This window comes from Cutibacterium sp. LaCa_89, assembly GCF_058177555.1.
This window is the reverse complement of record NZ_CP190889.1, coordinates 1,658,805-1,670,785: the sequence shown is the minus strand read 5'-3', so window position 1 is coordinate 1,670,785 and position 11,981 is coordinate 1,658,805. Positions and strand designations below refer to the sequence as shown.

The window sequence follows — 11,981 nt, the reverse complement described above, 5'->3', positions numbered from 1 at the left end:
ATCAGCCCTTCTTGATCTTGTCGTTGATGGACGTCACGGCCTTGTCCCAGGTGGCCTTGGGGTTGGAGACCTTGCCGCTGATGATCTGAGCCTCGGCGACGCCCCAGTCAGCCCACACCGATCCCATGGCGGGGATGTTCGGCATCGGGACGGCCTTCTGGCCGACGGCGCCGAATGCAGCGACGTCCTTGTCCGCCTTGGCCTTCTCGAAGGCCTGCTTGTTGGCCGGTGGACGATTGCCGACCTTGAACAGCTCGGCCTGGACGTCCGGGTTGCCGACGTACTCGACGAGGAACTTCTGGGTGGCGACGGCGTTCTTGGTCTTGGCGCTCATCCAGAATCCCTGGACGCCGACGAACGGGGTGGCGGGCTGGCCACCGGCAGAAGGGATTTCGCTGATCTCGTAGCTGATGCCAGCCTTCTTGAAGCCGTCGAGGTTCCACGGTCCGGTGAGGATGAAGGCAGCCTCGCCCTTGCCGAACAGATCCTTGGAGATGTCCTGGGAGATGTTGAGGTTGAGGTTCTTGGCCTTCCCCTGCTCGGCCAGCCATGCGGCGAACTTCTCGCCATTGGAACCGCCCATGGCGACCTTGGCGGCGTCGAAGCCATTGTCCTTGAACTCGAAAACCGGGGCACCGAAGGAGGCCTGGAATGGGTACAGGTGGTACGGATCGGACTCCTTGGGGTCAAGCCCCACGAGGAAGGGGTACTTCGCGCCGGACCTCCTGCCCATCTCGATCATCTCGTCGAAGGTCTTCGGGGCGTCGGTGACGAGCTTGGTGTTGCGAACCAGAGCAATGTTCTCGGTGGCATAAGGAACGCCGTAGATCTTGCCGTTGACGGTGAAGGCCTGGATGGCGACGCCCTGGTAGGCGGAGGTGTCGTCGAGCTCCAGTGGGGCGACGACACCGTTCTCGACCATGCGACCGGTGCCGTCGTGGGCAGCGATGGCGGCGTCAGGGCCCTTACCGGTCGGGACCTGGGTGATGAAGTCGTCGGGGATCTTGGCGAAGTCCTTGACGGCCAGCTTGACGGTGACCCCGGTGTCGGACTTGAACTGCTCGGCGACCTTCCGAAGGACGGGTTCACGGTTGGAGTCAGTCCACACCAGGATTGAGCCGGCAGCTCCGGCGGCCGAGGACGCAGCACCGGATGCTGACGAGGTGGATGACGAGGGGGAGTCATTGCCGCCGCATGCGGACAGGACGCCGACGGCAGCAACACCGAGACCTCCAAAAAGCATTGAGCGACGCGTGATGTCAGGCATGTGGGTACACCTTTCGAGGCAGCTCGACGCTCATCGTCGAGCACGTAGTTGTGCATCAGGCCGACGTATCGTTGTCGGTCGTTTGCAGCGTGGTGTCAGTGTTGCAAAATGTTACACGGTTGTCTAGTCCAAGCGAGGTGAGATTTATCACTGTCTAGCAGCTACGAGTCCCGGGCGGCGTTCTAATGGGTTCTGACGACGAGGACCGCGCCTGATGAAAGTGTTGCGGTCTTGGTCTGCATCGTGGCGCTTCGTCGCCACGATGGGCTCCAGTCGGGGCTTCGTCGTGGTACTCCCTACACCCCGGCGAAAAGGCCAGTTGGAAATCAATACACTACCGCGTATTCTGGGAATTAGAACGGCTCATCCGAATCTAGGGTGTAGTCGGGGTCTGAACCCGCCGGTCTCGAGCAGGGATCTGGCGATGTAGTTGGTCAGGTTGCCGAACCCCGGTGCCGAGCCGGGCAGGTGCTCGAGCCTGCCGTTGATCGCCTCGGTGGGCCCGTTGGAGGTGCTGGGCCGGTCGAAGTAGGCCAGGACGTCGGCGGCGCGCTTCTTCAGGGTTCTGCCGAGCTTGGTGATCTCGGCCAGGGCCTTGGGGACGCCGGTGCTGATCGAGTCGATGAGCCGGGCCATCAGCTCGGGCCGTGGCGCCGGTTCTCGTGGCGGTAGGCGGCGATCATGGGCTGGTAGACGCTCCGTGACCTCGACCTCGACGTGGGCGTCGTCGGCGAACAGGGTGTCCAGTCGGTCCTTGTGCTTGTCGTTGAGCAGGTCGGCGCCGGTCGACAGGGTCCGGCGGGCGGCATAGAGCGGGTCGCCCTTGCGGCCGCGGTGCCCACAGATGGCCTGCTGAACTCGCCGTCGGCACTCATCGAGCGCCTCGCCAGCCAGGCGCGTGACGTGGAAGGGATCTAGCACGCTCACCACGTCGGGCAGTTCCTCGACGGCGGCGGTCTTGAACCCGGTGAAGCCGTCCATCGCGACCACTTCCACGCCGTCGCGCCACTGCTGCGGGCGGTCGGCCAGCCAGGTCTTGAACGCCTGCTTGGAGCGTTTTTCGACCATGTCCAGCAGCCGGGCGGGGCCGGTGTCATCTCGTGCTGGGGTGAGGTCGATGATCATGGTGACGTACCTGTCGCCGCGACGGGTGTGGCGCCACACGTGCTCATCGACCCCGACGACCTTCACCCCCTCGAAGCGGTGCTCCTGGTCGATCAGTACCCGCTTGCCCTCGGCCAGAACGGCATCGTTGGCGGTGTCCCAGGCCACCGCGAGCCCCTCGGCGACCCGAGCCACGCTCAAGTGCTGGACCACGATCTTTTCCAGCGCCCACCGCAGAGCGCGCCGAGACAACGTGGCCCGCGGCTCGGCCGCGGCGGTGGTGTCCTGGCGCCACACATACCCGCAGCCGCTGCAGCGGTAACGGCGCACGACGACCTCCAGCGTCGTGGGCTGCCAGCCCAGTGGTTCGTGGGCAAGCCGTCGGACCACGGTGTCACGTGGTCTTTCTTCGCAGCCGCAGCGCCGGCACCACTAGTCGGGCTGGACCACCTGGCAGGCCAATACGGCACGATCCGGCTCGAGTCGCTGCCCGGTGACAACGAGGCCGAGTTCGTCGAGGCGGCAGAAGACAGTCAGGTCGGGGCTGGCCAACGCATCAGCGCGCCCGCCGACGGTAGCGTCATGCACGTCGAGGTCTTTCGGGCTGAGTGTGTAAGAGCTCTCATCCTCAGGGACCTCGACCTCTATCCGGCCACCGACGCGCCGGCCCGCCGCGCGACATGCGCTACACCCTCATCTGGGAAGAGCCCCTGAACCTGGCCTACATCAAAGTGTCCGCCTGAACCCACAAGGAATGCCGGCCCATGGATTCCCAGGAGTCTACTTACTAACGATCGCCTTAGTAATCGGGCAGGCCACCCGCGTCGGGCGAGGTGGCGAATCCTTGCCAGTTGGAGTCCACGAGGTTGATGGCGCGGCGCAGGAACTGCCCTGGCTGGAGGACCACCAAGTCCTGCAGGTGGTCGGGTTGGCCGGTGGTGAGCAGCCCGCCGCGATCGATGTACAGGCAGGTGTACAGGTCACCGGCGGTGGAGGTCACGATGCAGGGATGCCCGGGAACGAACGCACCGCGGTCCGTGTCGTGCTGATGCAGCAGTTGGAGGGAGTGCCGGGGCGGGGGAGTGCGTGGGCTATGCGCGGGTGTCGTCGGACAGCCAGAACCTCGCGTGACAGGATGCTGCATTGCGTGAGGCCGGCGTCTCGCGCTCGTTCGTCGACGTGGCGAGCGGGAAGGACACCGACCGGCCGCAGCTCCCGGAGATAGTGCGCTACGTGCGGGCCGGTGACGAACTGGTGGTGCCCAGCTTCGACCAGCTGGCGCGGTCGTTACCGGACCTGTTGGCCTTGGTGGAGCAGATCACCGGGAAGGGCTGCACGATCCGGTTCCTGAGCCCGCCGTTGACGTTTACCGGTGGCGACGACTGGTGGGCCGGTTTGAGGCTCGTGCTCCTGGGTGCTGTGGCGAGTTTCGAGCGCGACATTCTGCTACGGCGCCAGCGCGAGGGCATCGGCTAGGCGAGGCAGCGTAAGACGTACAAGGGCCGCACGCCGACCGACCCGGCAAAGCTCGACAAGGCGCGTGAGCTGGTGGGGGCAGGGGTGCCGGTACCTGCTATGGCTCGGCAGCGCGGGGTCTCCCGGTCGGTGCTCACGCGCGCTGGTATCCGGAGCAACAAGAACGGCATACAGCAGCTGTTGATGGATGCGTGAACGACGCCGAGACGCCGAGACTTCCCCGACCTTCGAACCGCCCTTGCGGTCTCTTGCTCTCCCGGGGACAGCCAGCCTTCGAGCGCAACTGCGGTGTCCGACAGAAGCCTTCAGCAGGAATCCGGTCGAGGCGCAACGCGCGTTCGAGCACGCCCATGAGACGGGCGAGGTAGCGGTGTCGGACCGGGTGGTGCCGCGCAACTCGTCCGTGCGAAGGCCTTGATCGGCTCGGGGTTCTTGTTCTTCTCGCGGCCGCCACCGAGGCTGAGTTCATCTACCAACTCATGGCATCGAAACCGAAGATTGGGTTGGAAGTTGCGAATGCATCCCGTGCGGCCTCCACGTGGCTACGCGGGCCGGGTCTGACGAATGCAACGGGCCAGTCCTCGCCGGTTCTCCGCTGAGGAGAAGACAGAGTTCCTCCGATGGTTGGCCTATCCACAACAAGCCGCGGCGTCGAGGGTGAGCGCGCCGATGCTGTGCCTGCGCGGTGGCCAAGTGCCGCGACCGGTGCTGTTCGTGCTGGACGAAGCCGCGAACATCGGCCGGTGGCCCGAGCTGCCGGACGAAGGACGAGAACCCCGTGCAGGAGTTGCCGGCCTACTCCCCTGCTTGACGCTCACGCCACCCCAGCGGGCGACGGCCACGACATCGTCGAGGAACTCCTTCGGACACGCAGCGGGCATAGCGGCATCCTCCAAACAGCCTCCGGGGGCCACAGGCCAGGTCTCCACTGCCCTCAATGCACACCGCAAGGGCCCAACACGGATGAGCCCCGTGCTCAATCAGATGCGGCAAGTGACCCAAGCCATCGAAGGCGCCGAAACATCGCGCAACGAGCCCCGGGTGGAGTAGACCCGATTGCGGGTTCACCCGTGGAGGTCACCCGATGTCACCACGGCTCAACCCGTCGGAGACTTGCGGTATCCTCAGGCGACGTGGACGTCGATCACGCAACCGAGAGTGGGGCAACGGGGGGGGAGAGAGCTCGATCATTTTCAAGCTGGCCCATGCCCAGCAGCCCAGCCCCCATCCGGCGCGACCCAGCCTTTGCGAGCCTGTGGGAAGAGCTTGTCTACCGTGACGCAGTACATGTCTCTACCAATGCGGACGCGTTACGCGACGTAGTAGACGGCCCTCCCATCACATTTTACTGCGGGTTTGACCCTACCGCTCCCAGCCTCCACTTGGGCAACCTGGTCCAGCTGATCCTGATGCGACGGCTTCAATTGGCTGGCCACTGGCCCATCGCGTTAGTGGGGGGATCAACGGGCCTAATCGGCGATCCCAAACCAACATCCGAACGCCGGCTCAACGATCGCACGGTAGTTGAACAGTGGGTCGAAAGCCTTCGAGCGCAGATCTCCCGATTTTTAGACTTTGACTGCCCCAATCCAGCGCGACTCGTGAATAATCTAGATTGGACCGCTCCCCTGACCGCCCTCGATTTTCTTCGTGACGTGGGAAAGAATCTCCGTGTTGGCACAATGATCAAGAAGCAGATCGTGTCGTCTAGGCTAGCCGCGGAGGACGGGATTTCGTTTACGGAATTTAGCTATCAAGCCCTTCAGGGAATGGACTTCCTCGAACTCTACAAGCGCTACGGTTGCCTTCTCCAAACAGGAGGCAGTGACCAGTGGGGAAACCTCACGGCTGGAATTGAATTGACCAAACGTGTGGAGGGGGTTTCCCTGCATGCTGTTGGAACCCCGCTGATTACGGACGCCACCGGGCGCAAGTTCGGAAAGAGCGAGGGCAACGCCGTTTGGCTAGATGCGGACATGACTAGCCCCGCGGAGATGGTGAGATTTTGGTTGGATCAACATGAATCAATCATCATCGGACTACTGAAGACTTTCACATTTCTCGGCAGCGAAGAAATTAACGAACTAGAGCGCGGCATGGCTCAGGAGTCGGGCGTCCGCCGAGCTAAAGGGATCCTTGCCTTCGAGGTTACTTCCTTGGTTCACGGCGTGGAAAGAACGCGGCAGGCCTTCAATGGCTCCATCGGCGCCCCACCGCCGGAGCGATCGAGCTAAAGCGCCAGTCAAATGCGCGACACAAGCGCGGCGACCAAGCAATTGGTGCTTGAGGTTCTCGGGAGGCGGCCCGAGTACAGAGCATTGTCTTTCTTACAATAGAACGAATCAAGACCCCTTGAGTGAGGACCGAATGTGCTAGATATCGGGCTCTTCCCAGATGAGGGTGTAGCGCATGTCGCGCGGCGGGCCGGCGCGTCGGTGGCCGGATAGAGGTCGAGGTCTCCTGAGGATGAGAGCTCTTACACACTCAGCCCGAAAGACCTCGACGTGCATGACGCTACCGTCGGCGGGCGCGCTGATGCGTTGGCCAGCCCCGACCTGACTGTCTTCTGCCGCCTCGACGAACTCGGCCTCGTTGTCACCGGGCAGCGACTCGAGCCGGATCGTGCCGTATTGGCCTGCCAGGTGGTCCAGCCCGACCAGTGGTGCCGGCGCTGCGGCTGCGAAGAAAGACCACGTGACACCGTGGTCCGACGGCTTGCCCACGAACCACTGGGCTGGCAGCCCACGACGCTGGAGGTCGTCGTGCGCCGTTACCGCTGCAGCGGCTGCGGGTATGTGTGGCGCCAGGACACCACCGCCGCGGCCGAGCCGCGGGCCACGTTGTCTCGGCGCGCTCTGCGGTGGGCGCTGGAAAAGATCGTGGTCCAGCACTTGAGCGTGGCTCGGGTCGCCGAGGGGCTCGCGGTGGCCTGGGACACCGCCAACGATGCCGTTCTGGCCGAGGGCAAGCGGGTACTGATCGACCAGGAGCACCGCTTCGAGGGGGTGAAGGTCGTCGGGGTCGATGAGCACGTGTGGCACCACACCCGTCGCGGCGACAGGTACATCACCATGATCATCGACCTCACCCCAGCACGAGATGACACCGGCCCCGCCCGGCTGCTGGACATGGTCGAAAAACGCTCCAAGCAGGCGTTCAAGACCTGGCTGGCCGACCGCCCGCAGCAGTGGCGCGACGGCGTGGAAGTGGTCGCGATGGACGGCTTCACCGGGTTCAAGACCGCCGCCGTCGAGGAACTGCCCGACGTGGTGAGCGTGCTAGATCCCTTCCACGTCACGCGCCTGGCTGGCGAGGCGCTCGATGAGTGCCGACGGCGAGTTCAGCAGGCCATCTGTGGGCACCGCGGCCGCAAGGGCGACCCGCTCTATGCCGCCCGCCGGACCCTGTCGACCGGCGCCGACCTGCTCAACGACAAGCACAAGGACCGACTGGACACCCTGTTCGCCGACGACGCCCACGTCGAGGTCGAGGTCACGGAGCGTCTACCAGCCCATGATCGCCGCCTACCGCCACGAGAACCGGCGCCACGGCCCGAGCTGATGGCCCGGCTCATCGACTCGATCAGCACCGGCGTCCCCAAGGCCCTGGTCGAGATCACCAAGCTCGGCAGGACGCTGAAGAAGCGCGCCGCCGACGTCCTGGCCTACTTCGACCGGCCCAGCACCTCCAACGGGCCCACCGAGGCGATCAACGGCAGGCTCGAGCACCTGCCCGGCTCGGCACTGGGGTTGCGCAACCTTGACCAACTACATCGCCAGATCCCTGCTCGAGACCGGCGGGTTCAGACCCCGACTACACCCTGGATTCGGATGAGCCAGATTCAGGCGACCCCGTGTAGTATAACAATGGATCTGGAAAGATGGTCTATGCCGACCTGGTTAGAGGTTACTCGTGGTGGAAGCCGGGGACACAAAAACGATGCACCTGCTACGCCACGCAATTGAGTGGAGTTCGCGCGTGGAAAAGCTCAGTCCGATGGTGAGGAGAAGCTCGGCATGGTGGGGTGCCATCGTCGTGATCGTACTGATGGCCACGGCGTGCACCTCGACCCCGAAGCCCGACGGTCCGGCCTCATCACCTGTCGCGACGACATCATCAGCGGCACTGGCTATGTGCCGAGACCGAGGTCAGCTTGACCGCGCTCAAGAACTGACTACATCCAATCTTGCCCACATCAAGGGACACAAGGCCTGGGTGTGCTGGGTAAAACCGTCAAGTCAAGCGGAGGGGGTCGTGCCTCAAGGCCCTTACAGTGACGCCGATATGCGTGAGATCCGCAAGTCCGGAATCCTGGGCGACACACCCGTTCCCACTGACGCGGACTGCCATGTCGCGCCAGGCAAGGTGTACATACTGACTGACGATGGACAGGTGTGGTGGCATCGGATCGTGGAGTGCGGGGAGAACTTGAGCTGACGACCGAGAGCCACCTGACAGTCGCGGGTCGCGATGTCGTCGGCAGGCACCAGCAGGCCAGTGATGACAGCTACACGAGGGATCGCGTGAGGTCGTCCATCCTGCACAACGGCCCGTCGACGGCACGGGCCTTCAACTGCTGTCTGGCATGGTCACGGTTCCAGCTGGTCACCTCCACGACCTGATCCAAGATCCGGCCCTTGTCCTTCTCCGAAGCGGCCTGGTAGGCCCGGGCATACTTCTTGGTGCTCACACCCCATCGTGGCCGACACTCACTTCGCGGGGAAAAATGTGTGGGGTACGGACCCTTGCTACGCGGGGACTTTATGTGAGTGTCGTCGCAGGCTTGACGGAGTGGGTGTTCTGGTGTTGCGGCATTTAATTTCGGGAAAAGGGTAACGACGCCCTTTGGTCATCGATGACACCTGTGTCTGCTAGTGCTGTTACCCCGTTCAACGGTGAGAATGATGATGGTTATGAACAAGAATTCATGATTGGCTTTGGTTCTTGTGGGGATTCTCTGCTGTGGTGTACTTCAGGCAGGGGTGTCCCAAGCGTCACCAGAAGAGGGGGAGCTGGTCCGTGCGATCTGTGAGAGTCCTCGGTCTGCTGATGGGGATTATTCCTTTGATGGCTCTCGTTTCAGGGAAGTCAATGACGCCAGTGATGAATTGGCGAGCGTTTTCGATCGGTATCGTGACGTATGGGGTGGGGGCGAGTTTTGTCGTGATTATTCTGGCTTGAGGATTTACGTCAAGGACCCTTCGAGCGTGGAAGAAGTCGGTGACGTGGTGAGAAAGCTAGCTGTGCTGCCAGTTCTGATGGCTGGTCTCGTCGGCCTGTCGGGGTGTGGCGACTCTTGAGGTCTCTCCTTCTCCGAGCATCAAGGTGACCTCGTCTGCAGATGTCCGCTCCGCATGTCAGGACACCAGCGTCATGTCTCGGGCGGAGAAACTCACCATCTCGAATGTTGATTCCCTCAAAGGACACAAGGCATGGGGCTGTGTGATTGGCGGGGGAGGGTGACGGCGAGGTTCTGCAGTTTGAGTCCTTCGCCCAGTCTGACGTCGACTCGATGAGAAAAAGCCCCGATCATGGCTGATGTCCCGTTTTCCAAGGGACCCAACTGTGAGGTCACCAACGAGGTGACGGTCCTCTTCCTCGACGATGGCCGTGTCTTCCAGCATCGAGTGGTCGAGTGCACCTATGCCGACGAGAAGTGATTCTCTTGGCGTTGCGCAGGTGGTCCGGCTTCGTATCAGTAAACCCGAGCCGCATGTGGTCCAGGCCTGGCCCCGCCTTTTGGTGCCCGGGGTGCCCACCGGCGGGTCGGCATCGGCATAGGGTTGCCTAACTTGCATCAGGGTCGGTTTAAGTAACAATGGAGTTGTGAAAAATTCGACCGACACCGAGGTGGCCGCCGCAGGTCGCGACGTCGTCGGCGAGCACCAGCAGGGGGGAGCGGATAGCTCCACGAGGGATCGTGTGATGTCGTCCATCCTGCACAATGGCCCGTCGACGGCCAGTGAGCTGGCCGATCGTCTCGGTCTGACAGCAGCGGCAGTGCGCCGCCATCTCAGTTCCCTCGTCAACGAGGGCCTCGTCGATTCCCGCGAGAAGAGGGTCTTCGGGGCCCGCGGCAGGGGTCGCCCCTCCCGCGTCTTCTTCCTCACCGATCATGGGAGGGCTGATTACTACACCGCCTATGACGACCTGGCGATCTCGGCTCTACGGCAACTTGCCGACGCCGTCGGACCGTCGGCACTCGATGCGGTGGCCAAGGCCCGAGTCGATGACATCGAGTCGCGGTATCGCGCCCTGCGGGAGAAATGTCCCGACGAGGTTCCTGCCCAGTTGTTGGCCGAGGCCCTGTCGGCAGACGGGTACGTGGCGACCGCTCAGCCGGCGGGCGCCGGGCAGCAGATCTGCCAGCACAACTGCCCGGTTGCCGAGGTGGCCAAGGTCTTTCCGCAGCTGTGCGAGGTCGAGACCCAGTTGTTCTCCGAACTCCTCGGGTCGCACGTCCAGCGGTTGGCAACGATCGCTCACGGTGACGGGGTGTGCACCACCCACATTCCCGTCGACGTCGAGATCACCCGTCGAGCACTCTCCGAGCCGTCCAAGCGTCCATCCATCCGAAAGGATCACTCATGACCCAGGTTGACACCCCCACAAGCCTCCCGGGCACCGGCGCCAGCCAGGACGAACACCTGGCTGCCCTCAGCGGCTACAAATACGGCTGGCACGACTCCGATGCCTACGCAGCAGCTTCTCAGCGCGGACTGTCCGAGGATGTCGTGCGCGGCATCTCGGCCATGAAGCATGAGCCGCAGTGGATGCTTGACATGCGTCTCAAGGCCCTCAAGCTCTTCGGGCGCAAGCCGATGCCGACCTGGGGCGTCGACATCAGCACGATCGACTTCGACCAGATCAAGTACTTCGTGCGCGCCCAGGAGCGTCAGGCCCAGTCCTGGGAGGACCTTCCGACCGACATCAAGAACACCTACGACCGTCTGGGCATCCCGGAGGCCGAGAAGGATCGTCTGGTTGCCGGTGTGGCCGCCCAGTACGAGTCCGAGGTCGTCTACCACAAGATTAACGAGGAGCTCGGCAAGCAGGGAGTGCTGTTCCTCGACACCGACACGGCCCTCAGGGAGGAGCCCGAGCTCTTCCGTGAGCACTTCGCCAGCGCCGTCCCGCTCGGTGATAACAAGTTCTCCGCGCTGAACTCCGCCGTGTGGTCCGGTGGCTCCTTCATTTACGTGCCGAAGGGCGTCCACTGCACCATCCCGCTGCAGGCCTACTTCCGCATGAACACCGAGAACCTCGGCCAGTTCGAGCGGACCCTGATCATCGTCGACGAGGGTGCCTACGTGCACTACGTCGAGGGCTGCACCGCCCCGATCTACAAGTCGGACTCACTGCACGCGGCAGTCGTCGAGATCATCGTCAAGAAGAACGCCCGCTGCCGTTACACGACCATCCAGAACTGGTCGAACAACGTGTACAACCTCGTCACCCAGCGTGCCTACGTCGAGGAGGGCGGCACGATGGAGTGGATCGACGGCAACATCGGTTCCAAGGCCAACATGAAGTACCCCGCCTGCTACCTCATGGGCCCGCACGCCAAGGGTGAGGCTCTGTCGGTCGCCTTCGCAGCCGAGGGACAGCACCAGGACACCGGCGCCAAGATGGTCCACAACGCCCCGTACACCTCGTCGACGATCGTCTCCAAGTCGATCTCCCAGGGCGGTGGACGCTCGGCCTACCGCGGCCTCGTCGCCGTAGGCAAGGACGCTCACCACTCCTCCTCAGCAGTACGCTGTGACGCCCTGCTGGTGGACGATATCTCGCGCTCGGACACCTACCCGTACAACGACATCCGTACCGACGAGGTGTCCATGGCCCACGAGGCCACCGTCTCCAAGGTCAGCGAGGATCAGCTGTTCTACCTCATGCAGCGTGGTCTGACCGAGGAGGAGGCCATGGCCATGATCGTGCGCGGATTCATCGAGCCGATCGCTAAGGAGCTGCCGATGGAGTACGCCCTGGAACTCAACCGGCTCATCGAGTTGCAGATGGAGGGTGCGGTCGGCTGATCCGACCCCCGCCCAGACGAACCCCACTTTTCCCAGAAAGAGAGACACTGCGTTGAGCGCACCAGCCGCCGCGCCCAGAAAGGGCCACAACGTCGCCA

The 11,981-nt window shown here is 63.2% G+C and carries 11 protein-coding genes and 2 pseudogenes; 8 read left to right on the top strand and 5 right to left on the bottom strand.

Going from position 1 to position 11,981, the window contains the following annotated elements; all coding sequences use genetic code 11:
- Position 1: 1 nt before the first annotated feature.
- Positions 2–1,108: a sugar ABC transporter substrate-binding protein gene (locus tag ACP8LP_RS07760; RefSeq protein ID WP_065673448.1), complete on the bottom strand. Its 1,107-nt coding sequence runs from the start codon at positions 1,106–1,108 to the stop codon at positions 2–4.
- Here ACP8LP_RS07760 and ACP8LP_RS07755 point away from each other — a divergent pair.
- Positions 1,092–1,394, top strand: a complete 303-nt coding sequence (locus ACP8LP_RS07755; RefSeq protein ID WP_417033807.1) for a hypothetical protein — start codon at positions 1,092–1,094, stop codon at positions 1,392–1,394. The two genes, ACP8LP_RS07760 and ACP8LP_RS07755, sit on opposite strands and share 17 nt — an antisense overlap.
- A 236-nt stretch (positions 1,395–1,630) precedes the next feature.
- On the opposite strand, the pseudogene ACP8LP_RS07750 reads toward ACP8LP_RS07755, so the two are convergent.
- The 3 genes and pseudogenes from ACP8LP_RS07750 to ACP8LP_RS07740 all read right to left on the bottom strand — a co-directional run.
- Positions 1,631–2,791, bottom strand: a pseudogene (locus ACP8LP_RS07750) (ISL3 family transposase); the annotation flags it as partial.
- 12 nt (positions 2,792–2,803) lie between these two features.
- Positions 2,804–2,959 (bottom strand): hypothetical protein, encoded by a 156-nt coding sequence (locus tag ACP8LP_RS07745; protein ID WP_462581637.1) that lies wholly within the window; start codon positions 2,957–2,959, stop codon positions 2,804–2,806.
- Between the two features lie 211 nt (positions 2,960–3,170).
- Positions 3,171–3,371, bottom strand: coding sequence for a hypothetical protein (locus ACP8LP_RS07740; RefSeq protein WP_252909484.1), 201 nt, complete (start codon positions 3,369–3,371; stop codon positions 3,171–3,173).
- 143 nt (positions 3,372–3,514) lie between these two features.
- On the opposite strand from ACP8LP_RS07740, the gene ACP8LP_RS07735 reads away from it, so the two are divergent.
- From ACP8LP_RS07735 to ACP8LP_RS07720, 4 genes and pseudogenes are all read left to right on the top strand, one after another.
- Positions 3,515–3,847 (top strand): recombinase family protein, encoded by a 333-nt coding sequence (locus ACP8LP_RS07735; RefSeq protein WP_252909483.1) that lies wholly within the window; start codon positions 3,515–3,517, stop codon positions 3,845–3,847.
- Positions 3,848–4,467: 620 nt separating this feature from the next.
- Positions 4,468–6,081, top strand: a complete 1,614-nt coding sequence (gene tyrS, locus ACP8LP_RS07730; protein WP_484484200.1) for a tyrosine--tRNA ligase — start codon at positions 4,468–4,470, stop codon at positions 6,079–6,081.
- A 270-nt stretch (positions 6,082–6,351) separates the two neighbouring features.
- On the top strand, positions 6,352–7,812 hold the full coding sequence (locus tag ACP8LP_RS07725) for an ISL3 family transposase (protein ID WP_484484199.1): 1,461 nt from the start codon (positions 6,352–6,354) through the stop codon (positions 7,810–7,812).
- Between the two features lie 468 nt (positions 7,813–8,280).
- Positions 8,281–8,409, top strand: a pseudogene (locus ACP8LP_RS07720) (transcriptional regulator); the annotation flags it as partial.
- On the opposite strand, the gene ACP8LP_RS07715 reads toward ACP8LP_RS07720, so the two are convergent.
- Complete coding sequence (locus tag ACP8LP_RS07715; RefSeq protein WP_334353375.1) at positions 8,355–8,537, bottom strand: hypothetical protein; 183 nt, start codon at positions 8,535–8,537, stop codon at positions 8,355–8,357. The pseudogene ACP8LP_RS07720 and the gene ACP8LP_RS07715 overlap by 55 nt on opposite strands.
- An 841-nt stretch (positions 8,538–9,378) precedes the next feature.
- Here ACP8LP_RS07715 and ACP8LP_RS07710 point away from each other — a divergent pair.
- The 3 genes from ACP8LP_RS07710 (at position 9,379) to sufB (ending at position 11,883) form a co-directional block, all read left to right on the top strand.
- Positions 9,379–9,507: a hypothetical protein gene (locus ACP8LP_RS07710; RefSeq protein WP_334353373.1), complete on the top strand. Its 129-nt coding sequence runs from the start codon at positions 9,379–9,381 to the stop codon at positions 9,505–9,507.
- 166 nt (positions 9,508–9,673) lie between these two features.
- Positions 9,674–10,438, top strand: coding sequence for a helix-turn-helix transcriptional regulator (locus ACP8LP_RS07705; protein WP_334353372.1), 765 nt, complete (start codon positions 9,674–9,676; stop codon positions 10,436–10,438).
- Positions 10,435–11,883 carry a Fe-S cluster assembly protein SufB gene (gene sufB / locus ACP8LP_RS07700; protein WP_015582398.1) on the top strand — a complete coding sequence of 483 codons (1,449 nt, stop codon included), beginning with the start codon at positions 10,435–10,437 and terminating at the stop codon, positions 11,881–11,883. Before ACP8LP_RS07705 ends, sufB begins: the two co-directional genes overlap by 4 nt.
- Positions 11,884–11,981: the final 98 nt, after the last annotated feature.

Bases quoted from the DNA above. Each gene is read 5' to 3' on its own strand.
- tyrS (WP_484484200.1), top strand. From the start codon at position 4,468: ATGGTTGGCCTATCCACAACAAGCCGCGGCGTCGAGGGTGAGCGCGCC.
- ACP8LP_RS07710 (WP_334353373.1), top strand. From the start codon at position 9,379: ATGGCTGATGTCCCGTTTTCCAAGGGACCCAACTGTGAGGTCACCAAC.
- sufB (WP_015582398.1), top strand. From the start codon at position 10,435: ATGACCCAGGTTGACACCCCCACAAGCCTCCCGGGCACCGGCGCCAGC.